Origin of the sequence: Streptomyces paromomycinus (assembly GCF_003865155.1) — a bacterium.
Taxonomy (GTDB): Bacteria; Actinomycetota; Actinomycetes; order Streptomycetales; family Streptomycetaceae; genus Streptomyces; species Streptomyces chrestomyceticus.
Window position 1 is genome coordinate 7,602,039 of record NZ_BHZD01000001.1, and the last position, 25,358, is coordinate 7,627,396.

20 protein-coding genes and 3 rRNA genes are annotated in these 25,358 nt (G+C 69.2%); 15 read left to right on the forward strand and 8 right to left on the reverse strand.

Annotated elements, in window-relative coordinates; translation table 11 throughout:
• The first annotated feature begins 173 nt into the window (after positions 1-173).
• A complete protein-coding gene (locus OEIGOIKO_RS32755) occupies positions 174-2,900 on the forward strand; it encodes an FHA domain-containing protein (RefSeq protein ID WP_125057073.1) in 2,727 nt (908 codons plus the stop codon).
• A 76-nt stretch (positions 2,901-2,976) separates the two neighbouring features.
• Here the strand turns inward: OEIGOIKO_RS32755 and OEIGOIKO_RS32760 are convergent, their stop codons facing one another.
• The 4 genes from OEIGOIKO_RS32760 to OEIGOIKO_RS32775 all read right to left on the reverse strand — a co-directional run bounded on the left by OEIGOIKO_RS32760 (position 2,977) and on the right by OEIGOIKO_RS32775 (position 6,703).
• Entirely contained in the window at positions 2,977-3,711 is a 735-nt protein-coding gene (locus tag OEIGOIKO_RS32760; RefSeq protein WP_125057074.1) for a transglycosylase SLT domain-containing protein, read from the reverse strand.
• Positions 3,712-4,075: 364 nt separating this feature from the next.
• Positions 4,076-4,777, reverse strand: coding sequence for a nitroreductase family protein (locus OEIGOIKO_RS32765; RefSeq protein WP_174857256.1), 702 nt, complete (start codon positions 4,775-4,777; stop codon positions 4,076-4,078).
• Between the two features lie 16 nt (positions 4,778-4,793).
• Positions 4,794-5,912, reverse strand: coding sequence for an S-adenosylmethionine:tRNA ribosyltransferase-isomerase (locus OEIGOIKO_RS32770; protein ID WP_125057075.1), 1,119 nt, complete (start codon positions 5,910-5,912; stop codon positions 4,794-4,796).
• Entirely contained in the window at positions 5,909-6,703 is a 795-nt protein-coding gene (locus tag OEIGOIKO_RS32775) for an SDR family NAD(P)-dependent oxidoreductase (protein ID WP_125057076.1), read from the reverse strand. The genes OEIGOIKO_RS32770 and OEIGOIKO_RS32775 overlap by 4 nt, the downstream gene beginning before the upstream one ends.
• Before the next feature lie 202 nt (positions 6,704-6,905).
• Between OEIGOIKO_RS32775 and OEIGOIKO_RS32780 the strand changes: the two genes are divergently transcribed.
• The 4 genes from OEIGOIKO_RS32780 to OEIGOIKO_RS32795 all read left to right on the forward strand — a co-directional run bounded on the left by OEIGOIKO_RS32780 (position 6,906) and on the right by OEIGOIKO_RS32795 (position 9,540).
• A complete protein-coding gene (locus OEIGOIKO_RS32780; RefSeq protein ID WP_125057077.1) occupies positions 6,906-8,081 on the forward strand; it encodes a GAF domain-containing sensor histidine kinase in 1,176 nt (391 codons plus the stop codon).
• A complete protein-coding gene (locus OEIGOIKO_RS32785) occupies positions 8,074-8,721 on the forward strand; it encodes a response regulator (protein ID WP_125057078.1) in 648 nt (215 codons plus the stop codon). Before OEIGOIKO_RS32780 ends, OEIGOIKO_RS32785 begins: the two co-directional genes overlap by 8 nt.
• A gap of 219 nt (positions 8,722-8,940) precedes the next feature.
• Complete coding sequence (locus OEIGOIKO_RS32790) at positions 8,941-9,180, forward strand: chaplin (RefSeq protein ID WP_125057079.1); 240 nt, start codon at positions 8,941-8,943, stop codon at positions 9,178-9,180.
• Positions 9,181-9,294: 114 nt separating this feature from the next.
• Positions 9,295-9,540, forward strand: coding sequence for a chaplin (locus OEIGOIKO_RS32795; RefSeq protein WP_125057080.1), 246 nt, complete (start codon positions 9,295-9,297; stop codon positions 9,538-9,540).
• Positions 9,541-9,694: 154 nt separating this feature from the next.
• Here the strand turns inward: OEIGOIKO_RS32795 and OEIGOIKO_RS42255 are convergent, their stop codons facing one another.
• Positions 9,695-10,516 (reverse strand): hypothetical protein, encoded by an 822-nt coding sequence (locus OEIGOIKO_RS42255; RefSeq protein WP_125057081.1) that lies wholly within the window; start codon positions 10,514-10,516, stop codon positions 9,695-9,697.
• 108 nt (positions 10,517-10,624) lie between these two features.
• Here OEIGOIKO_RS42255 and OEIGOIKO_RS32805 point away from each other — a divergent pair, with 108 nt between their 5' ends.
• The 4 genes from OEIGOIKO_RS32805 to OEIGOIKO_RS32820 all read left to right on the forward strand — a co-directional run bounded on the left by OEIGOIKO_RS32805 (position 10,625) and on the right by OEIGOIKO_RS32820 (position 13,908).
• A complete protein-coding gene (locus OEIGOIKO_RS32805; protein ID WP_125047871.1) occupies positions 10,625-11,416 on the forward strand; it encodes an ABC transporter ATP-binding protein in 792 nt (263 codons plus the stop codon).
• A gap of 88 nt (positions 11,417-11,504) precedes the next feature.
• On the forward strand, positions 11,505-11,915 hold the full coding sequence (locus tag OEIGOIKO_RS32810) for an NfeD family protein (protein ID WP_031010343.1): 411 nt from the start codon (positions 11,505-11,507) through the stop codon (positions 11,913-11,915).
• A 139-nt stretch (positions 11,916-12,054) separates the two neighbouring features.
• Positions 12,055-13,005, forward strand: a complete 951-nt coding sequence (locus OEIGOIKO_RS32815; RefSeq protein WP_031010341.1) for an SPFH domain-containing protein — start codon at positions 12,055-12,057, stop codon at positions 13,003-13,005.
• Between the two features lie 135 nt (positions 13,006-13,140).
• Complete coding sequence (locus tag OEIGOIKO_RS32820) at positions 13,141-13,908, forward strand: sulfite exporter TauE/SafE family protein (RefSeq protein ID WP_125057082.1); 768 nt, start codon at positions 13,141-13,143, stop codon at positions 13,906-13,908.
• Between the two features lie 12 nt (positions 13,909-13,920).
• Here the strand turns inward: OEIGOIKO_RS32820 and OEIGOIKO_RS32825 are convergent, their stop codons facing one another.
• From OEIGOIKO_RS32825 to OEIGOIKO_RS32835, 3 genes are all read right to left on the reverse strand, one after another.
• Positions 13,921-14,424, reverse strand: coding sequence for an HNH endonuclease (locus tag OEIGOIKO_RS32825; protein WP_031010336.1), 504 nt, complete (start codon positions 14,422-14,424; stop codon positions 13,921-13,923).
• A 461-nt stretch (positions 14,425-14,885) separates the two neighbouring features.
• Entirely contained in the window at positions 14,886-15,425 is a 540-nt protein-coding gene (locus OEIGOIKO_RS32830) for a YbhB/YbcL family Raf kinase inhibitor-like protein (RefSeq protein ID WP_125057083.1), read from the reverse strand.
• A gap of 97 nt (positions 15,426-15,522) precedes the next feature.
• On the reverse strand, positions 15,523-16,305 hold the full coding sequence (locus OEIGOIKO_RS32835) for a sporulation protein (protein WP_125057084.1): 783 nt from the start codon (positions 16,303-16,305) through the stop codon (positions 15,523-15,525).
• Between the two features lie 183 nt (positions 16,306-16,488).
• Between OEIGOIKO_RS32835 and OEIGOIKO_RS32840 the strand changes: the two genes are divergently transcribed.
• From OEIGOIKO_RS32840 to OEIGOIKO_RS42355, 6 genes are all read left to right on the forward strand, one after another.
• The gene (locus tag OEIGOIKO_RS32840; RefSeq protein ID WP_125057085.1) at positions 16,489-17,142 is read left to right on the forward strand and encodes a DNA-3-methyladenine glycosylase; all 654 of its coding nucleotides are present in this window, start codon (positions 16,489-16,491) and stop codon (positions 17,140-17,142) included.
• A 719-nt stretch (positions 17,143-17,861) separates the two neighbouring features.
• Positions 17,862-19,390 (forward strand): 16S ribosomal RNA (locus OEIGOIKO_RS32850).
• A gap of 303 nt (positions 19,391-19,693) precedes the next feature.
• Positions 19,694-22,814, forward strand: a 23S ribosomal RNA gene (locus tag OEIGOIKO_RS32855).
• Positions 22,815-22,935: 121 nt separating this feature from the next.
• Positions 22,936-23,052 (forward strand): 5S ribosomal RNA (gene rrf / locus OEIGOIKO_RS32860).
• Together the 16S, 23S and 5S rRNA genes form the textbook arrangement of a ribosomal RNA operon.
• Positions 23,053-23,258: 206 nt before the next feature.
• Positions 23,259-24,512 (forward strand): hypothetical protein, encoded by a 1,254-nt coding sequence (locus tag OEIGOIKO_RS42350; RefSeq protein ID WP_218040082.1) that lies wholly within the window; start codon positions 23,259-23,261, stop codon positions 24,510-24,512.
• Positions 24,449-25,291, forward strand: coding sequence for a tetratricopeptide repeat protein (locus tag OEIGOIKO_RS42355; RefSeq protein ID WP_218040071.1), 843 nt, complete (start codon positions 24,449-24,451; stop codon positions 25,289-25,291). The genes OEIGOIKO_RS42350 and OEIGOIKO_RS42355 overlap by 64 nt, the downstream gene beginning before the upstream one ends.
• Positions 25,292-25,358: the final 67 nt, after the last annotated feature.

The following is a 25,358-nucleotide window of genomic DNA, read 5'->3' on the forward strand; positions in this document are numbered from 1 at the left end:
GGCATCCGTGGGCGCTTACCACTCTCCGTGGGCCTTTCGCCGCCGTCAACGCAGCCGGCTCATGACCTTGCGCGACCGGTTTTTTGGCTCCGGGCACCGCGCCTGAAATAGTTCCTCACGATGTTCGCCATCCCTAGACTTCCCATACAGGGCGTCACTCGGGGGACTATGTAATGGGGCATGGAGTGCCTGAACTCGTACTCGAATTGAACGGACGGACCTGGACGCTCGACCCGTCCCGGTCCTACAGCCTGGGCCGGGATCCGCAGGGCGACATGGTGCTGGACGACGCCAGGGTCTCCTGGCGGCACGCCACCGTGCGCTGGGGCGGGCGCAGTTGGGTCATCGAAGACCAGGGCAGCACCAACGGCACGTACGTCCAGGGGCAGCGGATCCACCAGCTGGAGATCGGCCCCGGCTCCGCGGTGCATCTCGGCAACGCCACCGACGGCCCGCGGCTGACCCTGTCCGGCAGTGCCGCGCCGGCCGGTGTGCACGGCGCGCAGACCGCGATGGCTCCGCCGCAGGCCGCCAGGCCCGCGCCGCAGCAGCAGGGCGGGCCTGGCTGGGCCGCGCCGCCGCACGCCCAGCAGCCGCCGGTCCGTCAGGCACCCGCCCACCAGCCCCCGGCCCACCAGGCACCCGCCCACCAGGCACCCGCCCACCAGCCCCCGGCCCACCAGGCACCCGCCCACCAGGCACCCGCCCACCAGGCACCCGCCCATCAGGCACCGCACCAGCCCCCGGCCCACCACGTGCCGCAGCAACAGGGCTGGAACCAGCAGCCGCAGGCCCCGTACGCCCAGCGGCCCCCGCAGGGCGGACCCGTCGCGTCCCAGCAGCCCCCCGCGTCCCAGCAGCCCCCCGGCGACCGGTCCCGCGCCGCCGCCCCGCCGGTCTACGGAGACCGCAGCCCGACCACGTTCCACCGCCTCGACCTCGGCCGCGTGATGCGCATCGGCCGCGCGCTGGAGAACGAGCTGGTCGTCTCCGACCTCCAGGTCTCCCGGCACCACGCCGAGTTCCGGGCCACGCCCGACGGCCGCTTCGAGATCCACGACCTCGGCAGCCACAACGGTACGTACATCAACGGCCAGCCGGTCCCCAAGTCCGGCAAGGCGCCGGTCGGCCCGAACGACATCATCGGCGTCGGCCACTCCACCTTCCGGCTGGTCGGCGACCGGCTGGAGGAGTTCGTCGACACCGGTGAGGTGTCCTTCTCCGCCCGCCACCTGACCGTCACGGTCGACGGCGGCAAGCAGATCCTCAAGGACGTCTCCTTCGGCGTCCCGGAGAAGTCGCTGGTCGCGGTGATCGGCCCGTCCGGGTCCGGCAAGTCCACCCTGCTCAAGGCGCTGACCGGCTACCGGCCCGCCGACCAGGGCGACGTCCTGTACGACAACCGCAACCTCTACAAGCAGTTCGCCGAGCTGCGCCAGCGCATCGGCCTGGTCCCGCAGGACGACATCCTCCACAAGGAGCTGACCGTCCAGAAGGCCCTCAAGTACGCGGCCAAGCTGCGCTTCCCCGGCGACACCGCCGAGGCCGAGCGCACGGCCCGGATCGACGAGGTGCTGCGCGAGCTCAAGCTCGACATCCACAAGGACAAGAAGGTCACCTCCCTGTCCGGCGGCCAGCGCAAGCGCGTCTCGGTCGCCCTGGAGCTGCTGACCAAGCCGTCCCTGATATTCCTGGACGAGCCCACCTCCGGCCTGGACCCGGGCATGGACCGCGACGTCATGCAGCTGCTGCGCGGCCTCGCCGACGACGGCCGTACGGTCCTGGTGGTCACCCACTCCGTCGCCGAGCTGGCCCTGTGCGACAAGCTGCTGGTGATGGCGCCGGGCGGCGGTGTGGCCTACTTCGGCCCGCCGGAGGAGGCGCTGAACTTCTTCCAGTACGACTCCTGGGCGGACGTCTTCTCCGCCTTCGAGAACTACCGGGACTACGACTGGATGGGCCGCTGGCGCGGCTCCCCGCACTACCAGATGTACGCCGCGGACATCGACGCCGTCGCCCCGCAGTCGGTGTCGGTCCAGGCACCTCCGGCCCGGATGCAGAAGTCGCAGAGCTGGGGCTCGCAGCTGTGGACCCTGATGCGGCGCTATGTCTCCGTGCTCGCCTCCGACCGCGGCTTCCTCGGCCTGATGCTGATCCTGCCCGCGGTCCTCGGCGTGGTCTCCATCCTCATCCCCAGCCAGCACGGCCTCGGCTACGGGCCCAAGGGCCCCAACCGCGACGCCAGCACGATCATGCTGATCCTGGCGGTCGGCATGTGCTTCTCGGGCGCCGCCAACTCGGTCCGTGAGCTGATCAAGGAGCGGGTCATCTACGAGCGCGAGCGGGCCACCGGCCTGTCGCGTTCCGCGTACCTGATGTCCAAGGTGATCGTGCTCGGCGTGGTCACCGCCTTCCAGGGCGTGATCATCGCGGCGATCGGCTTCAGCCCGCGCAAGATGCCCACCGAGGGCGTGCTGTTCAAGAACCTGCCGGCCGTCGAGATGGGGCTCGCGGTCATCGCGCTCGGTTTCACCTCGATGATGTTCGGCCTGATCATCTCGGCGCTGGTCAAGACCGCCGAGAAGACCATGCCGCTGCTGGTCATGTTCGCCATCGTGCAGGTGGTCTTCACCGGCGTGCTCTTCCAGCTCTTCGACACGGTCGGCGTGGCCCAGGTGGCGTGGCTGATGCCGTCGCGCTGGGCGGTGGCCGCGATGGGCGCGACCGCCGACATGAACACGCTGCTGCCGTGGGAGGCGGGCAACCCCGACCCGCTGTGGAAGCACGAGGCGAGCGTCTACGCGATGGACCTGGTCATCCTGCTCGCGCTCGGCGTGGCCCTCGCCTTCGTGGTGGCCCGGCTGCTGCGCCGCCACGAGCCGGAGGTCATGCGCAAGTAGGAGCGCGCACGGCACGACGAACGCCGCGGGGCGGCACCCACAGTGGGTGCCGCCCCGCGGCGTGTGTGCGTCCGGCTCAGTACGCGGAGTTCACGTTGTCCATCGAGCCGTAGGTCGCGGCGGCGTACTTGCACGCGGCGGTGATGTTGGCGACCGGGTCGAAGATGTCCCAGGACGTGCCGTCGACGTGGTACGCCTGGAACGTCGGGTCGATGACCTGGAGCAGGCCCTTGGACGGGGTGCCCTGCTGCGCGTTGGAGTCGTAGCCGTTGACGGCCTGCGGGTTGCCGGTCGACTCGCGCATGATGTTGCGGTAGATGCCGTCGTAGGAGCCGGGGATGCCCTGCTTCTGCATGATGTCCAGCGACTCGCGGATCCAGCCGTCCAGGTCGTTGCTGTACGTCTTGGCCGGCTCGGGGGCCGGGGCGGCGGCGCGGTCGGCGGACCGGCTCGCGGCCTCCTGGTCCTTGCGCTCCTGCTCGGCCTTGGCCTTCGCGTCGGCCTCTTCCTTGGCCTTCGCCTCGTCCGCTGCCTTCTTCTTGGCCTCGGCGGCGTCCTTCTCGGCCTGCTGCGCGGAGGCGTCCGCCTGCTTGCCGATGGTGTCCTGCTGGGTCTTGGCGGCGTTGTCGACCGCGCTGAAGGCGACCGGCCGGACGTTCTGGGGGGCGGCCTGGTCGTTCTGCCCGGCGTCCGCCGAACCCGGGACGAGGGCGAAGACCAGGGCGGCGGCACCTGCCGCGGCGACGCCGGCGGCCGAGAGCTTGTGCGTCCGGTTCAGGCGGGCGTAGCCGGGAATGGCGTGCTGGGGCATGGGGGGACTGACCTCTATCCGACGGGGGTGCGCCGCTGTGGCCGGGAAAGGCGGTGAACGCCGAGTTCTGTCCACGGCGCCGAGCGACGGGAGTCATTGTTAGCGGCCGGAAATTCGACGGGCAAAGAGCCGAATTACGATCCCGCTTAGTGGAACCCGGAGTGCTGATAACGCGTCATCGCCGGGTCATACCGGCGTCGCGACCGGATCCACCCCTGGTACACCCCGCATCATCCAAAAGTCGTACGTGTCCCGAACCGCCACTAATGCCGTTCGTAAGTGACGTGGGTCCTATGCGCGGCGTCACACCGGGCAAGAGGTTTAGTTGCCCGGTGTGATTGCCTTCGCGCACTGCGTCAATGCATTAGATCTCCACCAGTACCTGGTCCAGGGTCTTTCGCACCAGATCCGGTACGCGACAGTCCTCGGCCGGATATCCGACCGGAATCACGGCGAACGCCTTCTCGTTCGCCGGGCGCCCCAGCACCTCCTGGAGGAAGCGCATCGGGCTCGGCGTGTGCACCAGCGCCGACAGGCCCGACAGGTGCAGCGCGGACAGCAGCATCCCGACCGCGATGCCCACCGACTCGTCCACGTAGTAGTGCTTGTGCTTGGTGCCGTCCGGGCCCAGCCAGTACCGCTGCTGGAAGACGACGACCAGGTGCGGGGCGTCCGTCAGGTGCGGTTTGATCTCGTCCGTGCCCAGTGGCCGCAGCGCCGCCAGCCACTCCTCGCCGAGCCGCCCCGCGTAGGAGACACGTTCCTCCTCTTCCGCGGCCTCCCGGATGCGCCGCCGCACCTCCGGGTCCTTGACCAGGACGAACGTCCAGGGCTGCTGATGCGCGCCGGAGGGCGCGGTGGCCGCGCAGGCGATGGCGTCCTTCACCACCTGCTCCGGCACCGGATCGGCGGAGAACTGCCGGACGGTCCGCCGCCGGTCCATCCGCTCCCGCAGCTCGGCGGCGCGGGCCAGCGATTCGCCGGCCGGCATCCGCTCCGGGTGGTACGGCACCGACCGGTAGGGATCGCCGTGGGTCGGTGTCCAGTTCCTCGTTGGTGTCGACATGCTCCGAGTCTGGAGCTCAGACCGGCAGTACGAGGTGGAGATCCCCGAACTCGTGCCACAGGTAGCGCTGCCGGACGGCCTCCGCGTACGCCCGGCACAGCGCGTCCCCGAAGGCCGCGCCGCCCGCGGCCGCCCGCCCCACCGCCGCCAGCATCAGCAGGTGCGACGCCTCCGGCTCGTGCAGCCCGGTCAGCAGCCCGTCCACCGCCCGCACCCCGCGCTCCGGCGTGACGACCAGATCCGTCCATCCGGACGCCGCCCGGATCCGCCCGGCCCCGTCGGCGGCGGACTCCAGGGCCCGTACCGCCGTCGTGCCCACCGCCACCGTGCGGCCGCCACCCGCCCGTGCCGCGTTGATCTGCCACGCCGTGGACGGCGGCACCGCGAAGCGCTCCGGGTACGGCGGCTCGTACGCCTCCGCCGACGCCACCCCCGTGTGCAGCGTCACCGGCGCGATCTGCACGCCCCGGCTCACCAGCCGCGCCACCAGCGACGCGGTGAACGGCCGCGCCGCACTCGGCATCTCCGCACTGCCCCCGCCGTCCGGCGAACCCACCGCGAACACCGTCTGGTACGCGGACAGCGGCTGGTCCCGGTCCGTGTAGCCGTACCGGATCGGCCGTCCGTACCGGTGCAGCACGTCCGCCACCGGCGCCCCCGAGACCCGCGCCCACCACAGCCGTACGCTCCCGGGGTCCACCGGCGCCCGCAGCGTCAGCCGCGCGCCGCCCGGCAGCCGCACCACCGTGCCCGCCGGGCCGCCCGCCCGCTGCCGGGTGCTGCCCCGGCCGTCCGGCGTCCGCAGTTCCACCGCCCAGTCCCCGGCCGCCGCCTCCGGACGCGGATACCGCCCGTCCGCACGCGTCGAGAAGTGCACCACCACCGGCTCGCCGCGGCCCCGCCCGTCCCCGATCCGGCCGTCCACCGCCGCCGGCAGGGTGCGCGAAGTGTTCACCACCAGCACGTCCCCGGCCGACAGCAGCTCCGGCAGCTCCCGGAACGCGTGGTGCGCCGGCTCCGCCGTGCCCCGGCTGACCAGGAGGCGCACCGCGTCCCGGCCCCGGCCCGGCGCGCGCTGCTCGGCCGGCTCCCGTGCCGACAGCTCCGCCGGCACCCGCAGCACCTCGGCGGTCACCGGACACCGTCCAGCAGGCCCGGCGCCGCGTACCGCCCGTCGGCCGCACCGGCGTCCAGCAGCCGCAGCAGCGCCGGTACGACCGTCTCGGGCAGCGGGCGCCGGGAGCCGTCGTCGTCCGGCACGGCTGCCGCGTACAGATCCGTCCGCATGTCGCCCGGGTCCACCCACCACACGCGCAGCCCCGGCTCCTCGACCGCCAGCACCGCCGAGAGCTGGTCGAGCGCCGCCTTCGCCGCCCCGTAACCGCCCCAGGTCTCGTACGCCTCGGCCGCCGCGTCGGAACTGATGTTGAGCACGGCCCCACCGGAGCCGGGCGCTTTGCTGCTCTCTGTCCCTGTATGAGAAGAAGGGGCGTCGCCATCCCCTGTATGAGGGGAAGAGGCGGACCCCGCGAAGAGCTTCGACGCCCGCAGCAACGGCAGCGCCTCCTGTACGAGCCCCAGCGGCGCCACCGCGTTGACCTCCAGCGCCGCCCGCAGCCCGTCCAGCGGCTGCGCCTCCAGCCGCACCAGCGGCTCGGCACCCAGCACGCTCGCGTTGTTCACCAGCAGATCCAGCCCGCCCAGCTCCCGCGCCGCGGCCACCAGCTCCGCCCGGTGCGCGGCGTCCGCCACGTCCCCGGGCAGCGCCACCACCCGCGCCCCCGCCCGGCGCAGCCCCCGCGCCGCCTCCTCCAGCGGCCCGGCCGACCTGGCGTCCACCACCAGATCCCAGCCGCGCCCGGCCAGCGCCGCGCCCAGCGCACGCCCCAGCCCCTTCGATGCTCCCGTGATGACCGCCACCGGCATGGCCCGAACCGCCTCTCGCCTCGATGGGCGCCGTCGCCGCCCCGAAATACGTCCTCGCTGCTCACGCTAGGAACCGGACGGCCCGGGCCACCTCGGGCAGCGGGCGGGACGGCCGAGGGCACTTCGCCCTAGTCCGGTGGACCCAGACGAAGGCCGCCGGTGGTCCGATACGGCTGTCAGTGCCCGCCGGTACCGTGAAGCCATGACCAACGGACCGGGAGACGGACACGGGCCGGGAGACGGGCCGGGCGCCGGGATCCCCGCCGTGAGCAGCGCGATCCTCGCCATGAGCCGGCACCTGGAGGTGCGCGACGTGCTCAAGACGATCGTCGCCTCCGCCCGCGAACTGCTCGACGCCGAGTACGCTGCCCTCGGCGTGCCCGACGACCACGGCGGTTTCGCCCAGTTCGTGGTCGACGGCGTCAGCGAGGAGCAGTGGAAGGCCATCGGCCCGCTGCCGCGCCAGCACGGCATCCTCGCCGCGATGCTGCACAACGCCACCCCGGAGCGGCTCGCCGACGTCCGCGCCGACCCCCGCTTCGGCGGCTGGCCCGCCGCCCACCCGGACATGTCCGACTTCATCGGCCTGCCGGTCGCCGACGGCGACGAGATCCTCGGCGCGCTCTTCCTCGCCAACAAGAAGTGCCCCAAGCCCGCGGGCGGCTGCGGCTTCACCGCCGAGGACGAACGGCTGCTCGGCATACTCGCCCAGCACGCCGCCATCGCCCTGACCAACGCCCGTCTCTACGAGCGCAGCCGCGAACTGACCATCGCGGGGGAGCGGGCCCGGCTCGCCCACGAACTGCACGACGCCGTCGCCCAGAAACTCTTCTCGCTGCGGCTGACCGCCCAGGCCGCCACCGCCCTGGTGGACCGCGACCCGGCGCGCGCCAAGGGCGAGTTGCAGCAGGTCGCCGCCCTCGCCGCGGAAGCCGCCGACGAACTGCGCGCCGCCGTCGTCGAGTTGCGGCCCGCCGCCCTGGACGAGGACGGCCTCGTCGCCACCCTGCGCTCGCAGACCCAGGTCCTGGACCGCGCCCACCACGCACACGTCACCTTCGAGGCCCAGGGCGTCCGCGCCCTGCCCGCCGCCCAGGAGGAAGCACTGCTGCGGGTCGCCCAGGAAGCCCTGCACAACGCCCTGCGGCACGCCGGCGCCGACCGCGTCGAGGTCACCCTCGTACGGCACGGCCAGGGCGCCCTGCTGCGCGTCGCCGACGACGGCCGCGGCTTCGACACCGGCGCGGTCCGCCGCGCGGGCCGTCACCTGGGCCTGGTGTCGATGCGCGACCGGGCGAGCGGTGTCGGCGGCCGGCTCACCGTGGAATCGGAGCCCGGCAAGGGCACCGCTGTGGAGATGGAGGTGCCTGGTGGGTGACACCGGAGCTATTCGGGTGCTGTTGGTGGACGACCACCAGGTCGTCCGCCGCGGACTGCGCACGTTCCTGGAGGTCCAGGACGACATCGAGGTGGTGGGGGAGGCGTCCGACGGCGCCGAGGGCATCGCCGCCGCCGAGCAACTGCGCCCGGACGTCGTCCTGATGGACGTCAAGATGCCGGGCACGGACGGTATCGAAGCCCTCCGCAAGCTGCGCGAACTGGACAACCCGGCCCGCGTGCTGGTCGTCACCAGCTTCACCGAACAGCGCACCGTCGTCCCGGCGCTCCGCGCGGGCGCCGCGGGCTACGTCTACAAGGACGTCGACCCGGACGCGCTGGCCGGCGCGATCCGTTCCGTGCACGCCGGACACGTCCTGCTCCAGCCCGAGGTGGCCGGCGCGCTGCTCTCCCAGGAGGACGGCAACAACGGGCAGGGGCGCGGCACCTCGCTGACCGAGCGGGAGCGCGAAGTCCTCGGCCTGATAGCGGACGGCCGCTCCAACCGGGAGATCGCCCGCGCGCTGGTGCTGTCCGAGAAGACCGTCAAGACCCATGTGTCCAACATCCTGATGAAGCTGGACCTGGCCGACCGCACCCAGGCCGCCCTCTGGGCGGTCCGGCACGGCATCGGCGCCTGAGAGCCGGAGTGGCGGCGGGCCGGCTGCCGCACCGGCGGACCGGCGTCGCCCGGCGCCGGTCCGACTATCAGGGCGTGCGCCGGTTCGCCGTCATCCCATCCGAGATTCATACCGTCGGGTGTACGTCACCCGGGTGGCGCAACCCGTCAGGCGTCCGGCCGTTCTCCATGACGTGCCGCGGAAGTCGACCGCGGCCGTTGTGAGGAGAGGTTCAGAGAAGTGAAGAACATCAAGAGGGCCGTGGCCGTCACGATCGCCACGGGCGGGCTCGCCGTCGCCGGTGCCGGTATCGCCTCCGCCCAGGGTGTCGCCCAGGGCCACGCCGTGAACTCCCCCGGCGTCGCCTCCGGCAACCTGCTCCAGGTCCCGGTGCACGTCCCGGTCAACGTCACCGGCAACACCGTCTCGGTCGTCGGCGTCCTGAACCCGGCCTTCGGGAACCGCGGCCACAACTCCTGACCGTCTCCGCGCGACAGGCCGGCCCGGCCACCCACCCCCGACGGGCCGGCCTCGCCGAGCACCCGATGACCACCACCCCACGGCCCCGCGCCGACACGTGAGGAACACACTTCCATGAACACCGCCAAGAAGGCCGCCTTCGTCCTCGCCACCGCCGGACTGGCCGCCGGTGCCGCCGCCGGGTCCGCCGCCGCGACCGGACACGCGCACGCCAACGGCGCGGCCGTCAAGTCCCCCGGTGTCCTCTCGGGCAATCTCGTACAGGCCCCCGTGAGCGTGCCCGTCAACGTCTCCGGCAACACCGTCAGCGTCGTCGGCGTGCTGAACCCGGCTCACGGCAACGCCGCCGCGAACCGCTGATCCACGGCACACCCCGCCGCACCTCCCGGACCGCGTCAGCACCCGCGTCCGTCCGAAGGCCCCGTCCGACCGCATCCCGGCCGGCGGGGCCTTTCCCGTACGGAGCCGGCCCGGCCGCGCCCTCCGGCGCCCCTCCGGGCCCCGCCCCCGGCGCTCACCCCCGGCGCCGCTCCGCCTCCTCCACGTACGCGTTGTACGCCGCCACCTGGGCCCGCCGGGCCGTGCGCTCCACCGGACGCAGCGCCTCGGCCCGCGCCGCCATCTCGGACGCGCTCACCGCACCGCCGTGCTCCCGCCCGTCCCCGCCGGCGCCCCGCGCGATACCGATGAGCGCGCCGACCCGCTGCGCCAGCTCCAGCACCCGCACCGCCCGCGGCGGATACCCGGGCGCCAGCACCTGCCGCCCGGCCTCGGCCCGCGCGCGGTACGCCTCCAGCGCCGCCTGGGCGACCGGCCCGGACCCCGCCACGTCCAGCCGGGAGAGGACCTCGGTCGCCTCCCGCAGCGCCTCCGCCAGCTCCCGCTCCGCCTCACCGAGCGAGGGCACGTCCGCCGGGGGAGCGTCCCGGACGGGCAGGCACTGCCAGACCACCTCGACATGCACGTCCTCGCGCGGCACCCCGGCGCCCTCCGGGCCGGACTCCCACACCTCCGGGACGAGCCCGAGCGCCGCCCCGGACACCAGCACCGCCTCCTCGGCCTCCATCGCCCGCGCGTTGAACTCCGCGGGGCCGCTCAGTCCCAGCGGATGCCCGGGCACCGGCAGTGCCACCCGCAGGCCGGTCGCGCCCAGCGCCCGCAGCCGTCCCAGGGCGAGCGTCAGCCCGACCGGGCCCGGCTCCCCGGGCAGGCCCCGCACGCGGTGCACCGCGTCGTCCTCCGCGATCCGCTGTGCGGCTTCATCAGGTGAGACAAGCCCGGCCAACAGGGCATTTCCCCACGCGGCCAGCCGTCCCGAACGAGGTTCATCGAGCATGTCCCCAGCCTAAGGACAGGCACTGACATCGAGTGGCGTAGGTTTGCAGGGGGGATGCGCCCACAGGCGCACGAGACCGACCGATATGCAATGGGAGACAACGCGCTCATGAGCGATGTGCTGGAGCTGGTGGACGTATCCGTGGTCCGCGAAGGACGGGCTCTGGTGGACCAGGTCTCCTGGTCGGTCAAGGAGGGCGAGCGCTGGGTGATCCTCGGCCCCAACGGCGCCGGCAAGACCACCCTGCTCAACGTCGCCTCCAGCTACGTCTTCCCGAGCACCGGCACCGCCTCGATCCTCGGCGAGACCCTCGGCAAGGTCGACGTCTTCGACCTGCGCCCGCGCATCGGCGTGGCCGGCATCGCCCTCGCCGACAAGCTGCCGCGCAGCCAGACCGTCCTGCAGACCGTGCTCACCGCCGCGTACGGCATGACCGCCGGCTGGCGCGAGCAGTACGAGGACATCGACGAGCAGCGCGCCCGCGCCTTCCTCGACCGGCTCGGCATGAACGACTACCTCGACCGGAAGTTCGGCACCCTCTCCGAGGGCGAGCGCAAGCGCACCCTCATCGCCCGCGCCATGATGACCGACCCCGAGCTGCTCCTCCTGGACGAGCCCGCGGCCGGCCTCGACCTCGGCGGCCGCGAGGACCTCGTACGCCGCCTCGGCCGGCTCGCCCGCGACCCGTACGCCCCCTCCATGATCATGGTCACCCACCACGTCGAGGAGATCCCGCCGGGCTTCACCCACGTCCTGATGATCCGCCAGGGCAAGGTCCTGTCCGCCGGACCGCTCGACCTGGAGCTGACCTCCAGCAACCTCTCGCACTGCTTCGGCCTGCCGCTGGTCGTCGAGCGCAACGGCGACCGCTGGACCGCCCAGGGCCTGCCGCTCTCCTGAACGGCCTGCCGGCGCCGCGCTCTTCCTGACCGGACGGCCCCTGTCCCGGGCCGTCCGGCGGATCTACCATGAAGGCGTGGATCCATGGGTGTGGTGGCTCGTCGCCGCCGTAGGACTGGGCATTCCGCTCGTCGTGACCGCGATGCCGGAGTTCGGCATGCTCGCGGTCGGTGCCGTCGCCGGCGCCGTCACCGCGGGACTCGGCGGAGGCACGGTCATGCAGTTCGTCGTCTTCGCCGCCGTCTCGGTCGCGCTGATCGCGGTGGTACGCCCCATCGCCAACCGCCACCGGAACCAACGCCCGCAACTGGCCTCGGGAATCGACGCCCTCAAGGGCCGCTCCGCCACGGTCCTGGAGCGGGTCGACGCCTCCGGCGGCCGGGTCAAGCTGGGCGGCGAGGTCTGGTCCGCCCGCGCGCTGGACGCGGACCAGGTCTACGAACCGGGCCAGAAGGTGGACGTGGTGGAGATCGAAGGTGCCACCGCGGTCGTCATGTGAGCGGACCGGCCGGTCGTCGTACGAGCGCACGGATCGGGCGAAGCGCCTGCGTGCCGGCCGGTCGCTCTGAAAGACTCGATCAAGACCGGGCCGGCACAGGCCGCCGCAGTCAGCAACCGAGGGGTACCGGGGAGCCGCAGTGCAACCGATCATCATCGTCCTGATCATCCTGGTGGTGCTCGTTTTCATCGCACTCATCAAAACGATCCAGGTCATCCCGCAGGCCAGCGCCGCCATCGTCGAGCGCTTCGGCCGCTACACCCGCACCCTGAACGCGGGCCTGAACATCGTCGTCCCGTTCATCGACTCCATCCGCAACCGCATCGACCTGCGCGAACAGGTCGTCCCCTTCCCGCCGCAGCCGGTGATCACCCAGGACAACCTGGTCGTGAACATCGACACCGTCATCTATTACCAGGTCACCGACGCGCGCGCCGCGACGTACGAGGTCGCCAGCTACATCCAGGCGATCGAGCAGCTGACCGTCACGACCCTGCGCAACATCATCGGCGGTATGGACCTGGAGCGGACCCTGACCTCCCGCGAGGAGATCAACGCGGCCCTGCGCGGCGTCCTGGACGAGGCCACCGGCAAGTGGGGCATCCGCGTCAACCGCGTCGAGCTCAAGGCCATCGAGCCGCCGACCTCCATCCAGGACTCGATGGAGAAGCAGATGCGCGCCGACCGTGACAAGCGTGCCGCCATCCTCCAGGCCGAAGGTGTCCGGCAGTCCCAGATCCTCACCGCCGAAGGTGAGAAGCAGTCCTCGATCCTGCGCGCCGAAGGTGAGGCCAAGGCCGCCGCGCTGCGCGCCGAGGGCGAGGCGCAGGCGATCCGGGTGGTCTTCGAGTCCATCCACGCCGGCGATCCGGACCAGAAGCTGCTGTCCTACCAGTACCTCCAGATGCTGCCGAAGATCGCCGAGGGCGACGCCAACAAGCTCTGGATCGTGCCCAGCGAGATCGGCGACGCCCTCAAGGGCCTCGGCGGCGCCATCAACAGCTTCAACCCCGCGGGCGGCGGCGCCCCGGCCGGCGGCCCCGGCATGACCAAGTCCGCCCCCCACCGCGAACAGCCGCCCATCGACTGACCCGGTTCCTCCCAGGACCGGCCCGGTTCTCCCCAGGGCCCGCCCCCGGCAGCACGCACGAAAGTGCTGTTCCCGGGGACGGGCCCTGGTGCATGATCAGGCCGGACCGTACCGATCATGTACGAGGGAGCCCGTATGACCGTCTGGGAAGCGCTCGCCGTCTTCGGCGCGGGCGGTGCGGCCGGCGCGATCAACGTCGTCGTCGGCTCCGGAACCCTGATCACCTTCCCGGTCCTGCTGGCCGTCGGGCTGCCACCGGTCACCGCCAACGTCTCCAACACCCTCGGCCTGGTGCCCGGTTCGCTCAGCGGCGCCTTCGGCTACCGCCGCGAACTGGCCGGCCAGGGGCGCCGCATACGACGCTTCGGCGCCGCGGCCCTGGCCGGCGGGCTGATCGGCGCGGCCCTCCTCCTGGTGCTGCCCTCCGACGCCTTCGACGCGATCGTGCCCGCCCTGATCGCCGTGGCGCTCGTCCTCGTCGTCCTCCAGCCCCGGCTCGCCGCCGCCCTGCGCGCCCGCCGCGAACGCAACGGCACCACCGTCCGTGCGGACGGTGGTGCCCTGCTGCTGACCGGACTCTTCTTCGCGAGCATGTACGGCGGCTATTTCGGCGCCGCCCAGGGAGTCATCTACCTCTCCCTGATGGGCCTGCTGCTCAGCGAAGACCTGCAACGCCTCAACGCCGTCAAGAACGTGCTGGCCCTGTTCGTCAACGGCGTCGCCGCGCTCTTCTTCCTCTTCGCCGCGCAGATCGACTGGCTCGCCGCCGTCCTCATCGCCGCCGGCTCGGCCCTCGGCGGCCTGATCGGCGCCCGGATCGGCCGCCGGCTGCCACCCGCCGTACTGCGCGGGGTGATCGTCGCCGTCGGCATCGCGGCGATCACCCAGCTGCTGCTCGACTGACCCGCCGGGACGCTACGCCGGCAGCCCCAGCCACTCCGGCAGCTCCTCCCGTACGGAACCGGCCAACGCCGCCACCAGCGCGTCCGCGGGCGTCGGCTCGAACGGCCGGGTCAGCAGCCGCATCCCCGCCTGCTCCGGCGTCCGGTCCGCCTTGCGGTGATTGTCCTCGACGCAGGACGCGACCGTGTTCAGCCAGCTGTCCCCGCCGCCGCGCGACCGCGGCACGATGTGGTCCACGGTCGTCGCCCGCCGCCCGCAGTACGCGCACCGGTGCTGGTCCCGCACCAGCACACCCCGCCGCGACCACGCCGCCTGTCTTCGGAACGGCACCCGTACGTACCGGCTCAGCCGGATCACCCGGGGCACCGGTACGTCCACCGCCGCGGCCCGGATGCGCAGCCCCGGATGCGCCTGCTCGACCACGGCCTTGTCCTGCATGACCAGCACCACCGCACGCCGCAGCGACACCGTCGCCAGCGGCTCGAAGCTCGCGTTGAGCACCAGTGTCTCGCGCATCCCGTCCACCTCCCGGTCCCCGTTCGCCGCTCGGCGAAGTGGCTCCACTGTGCAGCTCCAGTGATCCCCTGGACAACGCAATTTCCGCACGCCACAAGGGAGATGGGAGATGACGGAGAGGTGAAGGTACGGGTGCGCGCGAGGGGGCGGAAGGAAGCACGCCACGGCGCGGAGCGGGTGGCACGCTCCGGGGCCCCACCCCCGTGCGTTCGCCGGGACCCCGGAGCGTATGGCAGCCGACGCGGCCGTCCGACACGAGAACGGACTCCGGCAGACGGCCGGCGACACACCTGCGCCCCGCCGTCCCCGCCGCTGCGGTACCGGCTGCCCGACGGCCGTCCTGCGCGCCGTTTGCCAGCCATGCACCACTGTGCGAGCACAAGCGCCGGGGCGCAACGGAATTAGGGCCGGTGCCGGGGGCTTGGCCGCTTTCGGCCAAGCCCCCGGCACCGGCCCACCGCTCAGTCGCCGGCCGGCACCTCGTACTCGCCGATCAGCTGCGCCCGCCCGATCGCGTGGAACCGCAGATTGAAGCCGACCACGGCCGGCGTCGCGTCCGCGTCCGGGCCCAGCTTCTCCTGGTCCACCGCGTACACCGTGAAGACGTAGCGGTGCGGCCCGTCACCGGGCGGCGGCGCCGCACCCGTGAAGTCCGGCGTCCCCGCGTCGTTGCGTACGTGCACGGCGCCCTCCGGCAGCCCCTTCATGGCACCGCTGCCGGCACCGGCGGGCAGCTCGGTGACCGACGCGGGAATGTCGAACACCGACCAGTGCCAGAAACCGCTGCCGGTCGGCGCGTCCGGGTCGAAGCAGGTGACCGCGTAGCTGCGGGTCCCCTCCGGCGCGCCCTCCCACCGCAGGTGCGGCGAGGTGTTGCCCTCCGCCTGCACCTGCGCCGACGGGAGCCTGCCGCCGTCGGTCACCTCGTCGCTCACCACGGTGAACCCGGCCACCGGCGGATGGAAATCGTGCGGGAGCGGCCGGCGCTTGAGCTCGGACACCTGGGCACCTCCTGAGTCGCGAATGGACACCTGTCCGGCCAGGTTAGATCCTGCGCCGCGGCCCCCGGCGCCCGGCCGGGGGTGCGACACGGCCCCGTCAGAGCCAGTTGCGCCGGCCGCCGACCTCGGCCAGCCACTGGTTGAGGTAGGCCGCCCAGTCCGTCTCCTGATAGCCGTCCAGCGGCACCACGAACGAGCGGTACGTGTCGCTGCCCTCGCTGAACAGCCCCGCCTTCTTGTCCATCTCCAGCACCACGTCCATCTCCCGGTCGTCCGCCACGAAGGACAGCTCGACCTGGTTCAGACCCCGGTACTGCTGCGGCGCGTGGAACTCGATCTCCTGGTAGAAGGGCAGCCGCTGCCGGGTACCCCGGATGTGCCCCTGCTCCAGGTCCGCGCTCTTGAACCGGAAGCCGAGCCGGCCGAAGGCGTCCAGCAGGGCCTGCTGAGCGGGCAGCGGGTGCACGTTGACCGGGTCGAGGTCGCCGGAGTCCACCGCACGGGCGATCGCCAGCTCCGTCGTCACCCCGACGTGCATCCCGTGCAGCTGCTGCCCGAGGAACGTCGTCACCGGCGTCTCCCACGGGATCTCCAGCCCGAACGGCACCGTGTGCACCGCACCGGCCTGCACCTCGAAGGCCCCGCCGAGCTGGAGCTTGGTGAACTCCACGTCCCGCTTGTACTCCTGCTCGCCGCCCTCGACCTCCACCCGCGCCTGGAGGCCCACCGACAGCTTCTCGATCTGCTGGGCGACCGAACCGCCCTCGATCCGCACCTCGCCCTGCACGACCCCGCCCGGCACGACGTTCTCCTCGAAGAGCACCGTCTCCACCGACGCGCCTCCGGCCCCCAAGCTGGCCAGCAGCTTCTTGAACCCCATGCTCGTTCCTCCCCAGGCAGACGCCTGTACCTCGTGTGATGCGCCGTGATCGCGGCCCGGTCGTCAGCTAGCCACGCCGCACGGCGCCGACCGGTTCCGTGGGCGACACCTTCCCAACGGAACGCCCCGGTGGCCAGTCGCCCACCCGGTGGTTCGGGTAGCTCTCCGTTACCCTTGATCCGCATGATCGTCGCACCGGACCGCCGACCGCTCACGCGGGACTTCTTCGACCGTCCCGTCCTGGACGTCGCGCCTGAGCTGCTCGGCCGCACCCTCGTACGCCGCACCCCGCAGGGGCCGATCGAACTGCGCATCACCGAGGTCGAGGCATACAACGGCTCCTCGGACCCGGGCTCCCACGCCTACCGGGGACGCACCGCGCGCAACGCCTCGATGTTCGGACCCCCCGGTCACGCGTACGTGTATTTCATCTACGGCATGTGGTTCAGCCTCAACCTGGTCTGCAACAAGGAGGACACCGCCAGCGGTGTGCTGCTCCGGGCCGGCGAAGTGCTCACCGGAACGGAGCAGGCGGCCGAACGCCGCCCGAAGGCACGCAACACCCGCGAACTGGCCAAGGGCCCGGCCCGGCTCGCCACCGCCCTCGACATCGACCGCTCCCTGGACGGTACGGACATCTGCTCCACCGACCCGGACCAGCCGCTCACCGTCCTGCACGGGCACCCCGCGAAGGCCGCCGAGGTGCTCAACGGGCCGCGTACGGGCATCAGCGGCGAGGGCGCCGTGCACCCGTGGCGCTTCTGGATCGACGGCGACCCCACCGTCAGCCCGTACCGCGCCCACGTGCCGCGCAAGCGCCGGAGCAGGGCTGCTTGACTCTGCGCTCCGGACCGCCTAACGTGGCCCGAGCCGCTTGACACGGGCAGCGCTGTCTGCGCGGGCCGCCGAGCGACGCACATCCACTACCTACGAACGATCACCCCCGGCGGGGTCTTGTTTCGCTTGCCGAAATTCGAGGCCGCCACGGCGCGATTATGTGCCGCACGGGAATTCGCCTAAAGTAGTGATCACGCCGAAAGGCGTAACACGCCCCGCCGACGGGGCATCGGAAACGAATTCGGTCCGGCAACGGATCGCGAATCGGATCTGATAACGTCGGAAGGGCCGGAAAGCGAAAGCCGGACGGCCGCCCCGCTCCAGCAGGGAGCCGGAAACGGAAAGCGGAAACGCCGAACGGATCTGGTAAGGTTGGAACCGCGGAGAAGCCGAAAGGCCGAAACGCACCGGCGGAAATCAGGACCGCGAGGATCTGATAGAGTCGGAAACGCAAGACCGAAGGGAAGCGCCCGGAGAGCCTGGTGAAACAGGCACAAAGGAAGCGTCCGTTCCTTGAGAACTCAACAGCGTGCCAAAAGTCAACGCCAGATATGTTGATACCCCGTCCACCGGCAGCAGTCGGAGGATGAGGTTCCTTTGAAAAGCCCACCAGCATCCGAGCGGTGCGGGTGGCACACACAGCGAGGACGCTGTGAACGGGAAGCCTATTCCGCTTCCTGTTCCGCTCTCGTGTGTGTTGACCCGATTACGGGTAAACATTCACGGAGAGTTTGATCCTGGCTCAGGACGAACGCTGGCGGCGTGCTTAACACATGCAAGTCGAACGATGAACCTCCTTCGGGAGGGGATTAGTGGCGAACGGGTGAGTAACACGTGGGCAATCTGCCCTGCACTCTGGGACAAGCCCTGGAAACGGGGTCTAATACCGGATACGACACGGGATCGCATGATCTCCGTGTGGAAAGCTCCGGCGGTGCAGGATGAGCCCGCGGCCTATCAGCTTGTTGGTGGGGTAATGGCCTACCAAGGCGACGACGGGTAGCCGGCCTGAGAGGGCGACCGGCCACACTGGGACTGAGACACGGCCCAGACTCCTACGGGAGGCAGCAGTGGGGAATATTGCACAATGGGCGAAAGCCTGATGCAGCGACGCCGCGTGAGGGATGACGGCCTTCGGGTTGTAAACCTCTTTCAGCAGGGAAGAAGCGCAAGTGACGGTACCTGCAGAAGAAGCGCCGGCTAACTACGTGCCAGCAGCCGCGGTAATACGTAGGGCGCAAGCGTTGTCCGGAATTATTGGGCGTAAAGAGCTCGTAGGCGGCTTGTCACGTCGGATGTGAAAGCCCGGGGCTTAACCCCGGGTCTGCATTCGATACGGGCAGGCTAGAGTTCGGTAGGGGAGATCGGAATTCCTGGTGTAGCGGTGAAATGCGCAGATATCAGGAGGAACACCGGTGGCGAAGGCGGATCTCTGGGCCGATACTGACGCTGAGGAGCGAAAGCGTGGGGAGCGAACAGGATTAGATACCCTGGTAGTCCACGCCGTAAACGTTGGGAACTAGGTGTGGGCGACATTCCACGTCGTCCGTGCCGCAGCTAACGCATTAAGTTCCCCGCCTGGGGAGTACGGCCGCAAGGCTAAAACTCAAAGGAATTGACGGGGGCCCGCACAAGCGGCGGAGCATGTGGCTTAATTCGACGCAACGCGAAGAACCTTACCAAGGCTTGACATACACCGGAAAACCCTGGAGACAGGGTCCCCCTTGTGGTCGGTGTACAGGTGGTGCATGGCTGTCGTCAGCTCGTGTCGTGAGATGTTGGGTTAAGTCCCGCAACGAGCGCAACCCTTGTTCTGTGTTGCCAGCATGCCCTTCGGGGTGATGGGGACTCACAGGAGACTGCCGGGGTCAACTCGGAGGAAGGTGGGGACGACGTCAAGTCATCATGCCCCTTATGTCTTGGGCTGCACACGTGCTACAATGGCCGGTACAATGAGCTGCGATACCGCGAGGTGGAGCGAATCTCAAAAAGCCGGTCTCAGTTCGGATTGGGGTCTGCAACTCGACCCCATGAAGTCGGAGTCGCTAGTAATCGCAGATCAGCATTGCTGCGGTGAATACGTTCCCGGGCCTTGTACACACCGCCCGTCACGTCACGAAAGTCGGTAACACCCGAAGCCGGTGGCCCAACCCCTTGTGGGAGGGAATCGTCGAAGGTGGGACTGGCGATTGGGACGAAGTCGTAACAAGGTAGCCGTACCGGAAGGTGCGGCTGGATCACCTCCTTTCTAAGGAGCTTCTAGGCAGCCGCAAGGTTGTCCAGAGCCACTACGCAGGCGAATGTTCTGCGGTGGTTTGCTCATGGGTGGAACGTTGACTACTCGGCACACTTGACTCAACTGTCACTAGTACTGCTTCGGCGTGGAACGTGTCAGGGGGGCGAGGGTGTCGGGCACGCTGTTGGGTGTCTGAGGGCACGGACCAAGGGTCTGTACCTTCAAACGCCGGCCCCAGTGCACCAGGCTGTAACGGTCTGGGTGATGGGTGGCTGGTCGTTGCTTGAGAACTGCACAGTGGACGCGAGCATCTGTGGCCAAGTTTTTAAGGGCGCACGGTGGATGCCTTGGCACCAGGAACCGATGAAGGACGTGGGAGGCCACGATAGGCCCCGGGGAGCTGTCAACCGAGCTTTGATCCGGGGGTGTCCGAATGGGGAAACCCGGCAGTCGTCATGGGCTGTCACCCATACCTGAACACATAGGGTATGTGGAGGGAACGCGGGGAAGTGAAACATCTCAGTACCCGCAGGAAGAGAAAACAACCGTGATTCCGGGAGTAGTGGCGAGCGAAACTGGATGAGGCCAAACCGTATTGGTGTGATACCCGGCAGGGGTTGCCAGTGCGGGGTTGTGGGATCTCTTTTCTGCAGTCTGCCGGCTGTGGGACGAGTCAGAAACCGTTGATGTAGGCGAAGGACATGCGAAAGGTCCGGCGTAGAGGGTAAGACCCCCGTAGCTGAAACGTCAGCGGCTCGTTTAAGAGACACCCAAGTAGCACGGGGCCCGTGAAATCCCGTGTGAATCTGGCGGGACCACCCGCTAAGCCTAAATATTCCCTGGTGACCGATAGCGGATAGTACCGTGAGGGAATGGTGAAAAGTACCGCGGGAGCGGAGTGAAATAGTACCTGAAACCGTGTGCCTACAAGCCGTGGGAGCGTCGCGCAAGAACTTGTTCTTGCGTCGTGACTGCGTGCCTTTTGAAGAATGAGCCTGCGAGTTTGCGGTATGTTGCGAGGTTAACCCGTGTGGGGAAGCCGTAGCGAAAGCGAGTCCGAAGAGGGCGTTGAGTAGCGTGCCCAAGACCCGAAGCGGAGTGATCTAGCCATGGGCAGGTTGAAGCGGAGGTAAGACTTCGTGGAGGACCGAACCCACCAGGGTTGAAAACCTGGGGGATGACCTGTGGTTAGGGGTGAAAGGCCAATCAAACTCCGTGATAGCTGGTTCTCCCCGAAATGCATTTAGGTGCAGCGTCGTGTGTTTCTTGCCGGAGGTAGAGCACTGGATAGGCGATGGGCCCTACCGGGTTACTGACCTTAGCCAAACTCCGAATGCCGGTAAGTGAGAGCGCGGCAGTGAGACTGTGGGGGATAAGCTCCATGGTCGAGAGGGAAACAGCCCAGAGCATCGACTAAGGCCCCTAAGCGTGTGCTAAGTGGGAAAGGATGTGGAGTCGCAGAGACAACCAGGAGGTTGGCTTAGAAGCAGCCATCCTTGAAAGAGTGCGTAATAGCTCACTGGTCAAGTGATTCCGCGCCGACAATGTAGCGGGGCTCAAGCACACCGCCGAAGTCGTGTCATTGCAGTATGTACTCCTAACGGGGACTGTGATGGGTAGGGGAGCGTCGTGTGCCGGGTGAAGCAGCACCGGAAGGTAGTTGTGGACGGTTCACGAGTGAGAATGCAGGCATGAGTAGCGATACACACGTGGGAAACGTGTGCGCCGATTGACTAAGGGTTCCTGGGTCAAGCTGATCTGCCCAGGGTAAGTCGGGACCTAAGGCGAGGCCGACAGGCGTAGTCGATGGACAACCGGTTGATATTCCGGTACCCGCTTTGAAGCGCCAAACATCGAATCCATTAATGCTAAGGCCGTGAAGCCGCCCTGGAGTCTTCGGACAAAGGGGAGTGGTGGAGCCGCTGACCCAAGGTGGTAGTAGGTGAGTGATGGGGTGACGCAGGAAGGTAGTCCAGCCCGGGCGGTGGTTGTCCCGGGGTAAGGGTGTAGGACGCACGGTAGGCAAATCCGTCGTGCATGAAGTCTGAGACCTGATGCCGAGCCGATTGTGGTGAAGTGGATGATCCTATGCTGTCGAGAAAAGCCTCTAGCGAGTTTCATGGCGGCCCGTACCCTAAACCGACTCAGGTGGTCAGGTAGAGAATACCGAGGCGTTCGGGTGAACTATGGTTAAGGAACTCGGCAAAATGCCCCCGTAACTTCGGGAGAAGGGGGGCCATTGCTGGTGATGAGTCTTGCACTCTGAGCTGGTGGTGGCCGCAGAGACCAGCGAGAAGCGACTGTTTACTAAAAACACAGGTCCGTGCGAAGCCGTAAGGCGATGTATACGGACTGACGCCTGCCCGGTGCTGGAACGTTAAGGGGACCGGTTAGCTCTGTTTCGACAGGGCGAAGCTGAGAACTTAAGCGCCAGTAAACGGCGGTGGTAACTATAACCATCCTAAGGTAGCGAAATTCCTTGTCGGGTAAGTTCCGACCTGCACGAATGGCGTAACGACTTCTCGACTGTCTCAACCATAGGCCCGGTGAAATTGCACTACGAGTAAAGATGCTCGTTTCGCGCAGCAGGACGGAAAGACCCCGGGACCTTTACTATAGCTTGATATTGGTGTTCGGTTCGGCTTGTGTAGGATAGGTGGGAGACTGTGAACTCGTCACGCCAGTGGCGGGGGAGTCGTTGTTGAAATACCACTCTGGTCGTGCTGGATGTCTAACCTGGGTCCGTGATCCGGATCAGGGACAGTGTCTGGTGGGTAGTTTAACTGGGGCGGTTGCCTCCTAAAGAGTAACGGAGGCGCCCAAAGGTTCCCTCAGCCTGGTTGGCAATCAGGTGTTGAGTGTAAGTGCACAAGGGAGCTTGACTGTGAGACTGACGGGTCGAGCAGGTACGAAAGTAGGGACTAGTGATCCGGCGGTGGCTTGTGGAAGCGCCGTCGCTCAACGGATAAAAGGTACCCCGGGGATAACAGGCTGATCTTCCCCAAGAGTCCATATCGACGGGATGGTTTGGCACCTCGATGTCGGCTCGTCGCATCCTGGGGCTGGAGTCGGTCCCAAGGGTTGGGCTGTTCGCCCATTAAAGCGGTACGCGAGCTGGGTTTAGAACGTCGTGAGACAGTTCGGTCCCTATCCGCTGTGCGCGTAGGAGTCTTGAGAAGGGCTGTCCCTAGTACGAGAGGACCGGGACGGACGAACCTCTGGTGTGCCAGTTGTCCTGCCAAGGGCATGGCTGGTTGGCTACGTTCGGAAAGGATAACCGCTGAAAGCATCTAAGCGGGAAGCCTGCTTCGAGATGAGGGCTCCCTCCTCCTTGAGAGGGTAAGGCTCCCAGTAGACGACTGGGTTGATAGGCCAGATATGGAAGCCCGGTAACGGGTGGAGTTGACTGGTACTAATAGGCCGAGGGCTTGTCCTCAGTTGCTCGCGTCCACTGTGTGGTTCCCGGGTTGCGAACAGTCGCAGCGTCGGTTGAACCAAGTTCCACTGTTTCATTCTTTAATTGAAGAGTGTGCTTGTTCGCTTGAACCCGATAGGGTTTCGGTGGTCATAGCGTTAGGGAAACGCCCGGTTACATTCCGAACCCGGAAGCTAAGCCTTTCCGCGCCGATGGTACTGCAGGGGGGACCCTGTGGGAGAGTAGGACGCCGCCGAACAATCTTTGGAGGACCCTTGGTCCCAGCGTTCACGCTGGGGCTGAGGGTCCTTTTTTGTTTGGTCGAAGCGCGCCGGAGTGGTCGGTGCGCGAGAATGTTTGCAGTACCGAAGACAGGAGTCACGTCGATGTCCCCCAACTCTTCCGACGATCGCTCGGAGCGCCGGCCGCAGCGGCGCGAGGGCGGTGACCGCGGCGGTTTCCGGCGTGACGACCGCGGCCCGCGCCGCGACGACCGGGGCGGCCGGCCCTCCGGTGGCGGTTTCGGCGGTGGACGCCGGGACGACCGCGGTGGCGGTTTCCGCCGTGACGACCGCGGCCCCCGCCGTGACGGCGACCGTGGTGGCTTCCGCCGCGACGACCGCCGTGACGACCGGGGCGGCTTCCCGCGCGACGACCGTGCCCCGCGCCGGGACGACCGTCGCGACGACCGCGGTGGTTTCCGCCGCGACGACCGCCCTGGCTTCTCGCGTGACGACCGTGCCCCCCGCGGCCCGCGCCGCGATGACGACCGTGGTGGCAGCTTCCGTCGCGACGACCGGGGCGGCCGCCCCACCGGCGGCGGCTTCGGGGGCCGTGACGATCGTGGCCCGCGTCGCGATGACGACCGTGGTGGCTTCCGCCGTGACGACCGTCCGCGCGGCCCGCGCCGGGACGACGACCGGGGCAGCTTCCGTCGGGACGACGACCGCGGTGGCTTCCGTCGCGACGACCGTGGTCCCCGTCGTGACGACGACCGGGGCGGCCGACCCTCCGGTGGCGGTTTCGGCGGTGGACGCCGGGACGACCGCGGCGGCGGTTTCCGCCGTGACGACCGTGGTCCGCGTCGCGATGACGACCGGGGCGGTTTCCGCCGGGACGATCGTGGCCCGCGTCGGGACGACGACCGGGGCAGCTTCCGGCGTGACGACCGTGGCCCGCGCCGGGACGACGACCGTGGTGGTCGCCCCTCCGGTGGCGGCTTCGGTGGCGGCCGTGACGACCGCGGTGGCTTCCGTCGCGATGACCGTGGTCCGCGCCGTGACGACGACCGTGGCGGTTTCCGCCGGGACGACCGTGGCCCGCGTCGCGATGACGACCGCGGTGGCTTCCGTCGCGATGACCGTGGTCCCCGTCGTGACGACGACCGTGGTGGTCGCCCCTCGGGCGGCGGCTTCGGTGGCGGCCGTGACGACCGCGGTCCGCGCCGCGACGACCGCCGTGACGACCGGGGCGGTTTCCGTCGCGACGACCGCGGCCCCCGCCGTGACAACGACCGCGGTGGCTTCCGCCGGGACGACGACCGAGGCGGGCGCCGCCCGTACGGTGCCGGGCGTGGCCGCGACGACCGTGGTGACCGCGGTGGTTTCCGCGACGACCGGCGGGACGACCGCCGCGACCGGGAGCCGATCAAGCGGCTGCCGATCCCGGACGACGTCACGGGCGAGGAGATCGACAAGGACGTACGGCAGGAGCTGCTGAGCCTGCCGAAGACGCTCGCCGACGATGTCGCCAGGAACCTGGTCATGGTGGCCAAGCTGCTCGACGAGGAGCCGGAGAAGGCGTACGGCTACTCGCGCGTGGCGCTGCGGCTCGCGTCGCGGGTCCCCGCCGTGCGGGAGGCGGCCGGCTTCGCCGCGTACGCCGTGGAGAAGTACGGCGAGGCGCTGGCGGAGTTCCGGGCGGCCCGCCGGATGACCGGCAGCGTGGAGCTGTGGCCCGTGATGGCCGACTGCGAGCGCGGTCTCGGCCGTCCCGAAAAGGCCCTCGCCATGGCCGGTGAGCCCGAGGTGCAGAAGCTGGACCGGGCGGGTCAGGTCGAGATGCGGCTGGTCGCGGCCGGTGCCCGGCGCGACATGGGCCAGACCGACGCGGCCGTCGTGACGCTGCAGAGCCCTGAGCTGGCGTCGAACTCCGTACAGCCGTGGACCGCCCGGCTGCGCTACGCGTACGCCGACGCGCTGCTGGAGGTCGGCCGTGAGGACGAGGCACGCGAGTGGTTCGCCAAGGCGCTGGAGGCCGACCAGGGCGGCACCACGAACGCCTCGGACCGGCTGGCCGAGCTGGACGGCGTGGAGTTCACCGACGCGCTGGACGAGGACGAGGACGGGGACGACCACGAGAACACGGACGCGGCCCCCGAGACCGGGAACGTGGCCGAGGCCGTGACCGAGGAGCCTGCCGCCCCCGCGCGGCAGGACGCCTCCGAAGGCGGCGCCACCGCCGACGCCCCGCGCGAAGGGCGCCCCGAGCAGGGCTGAGCCTGTCGCGGCCCGGCCGCGTGACGGCACATGAGTGAAGGGCGGGACCCCATCGGGTCCCGCCCTT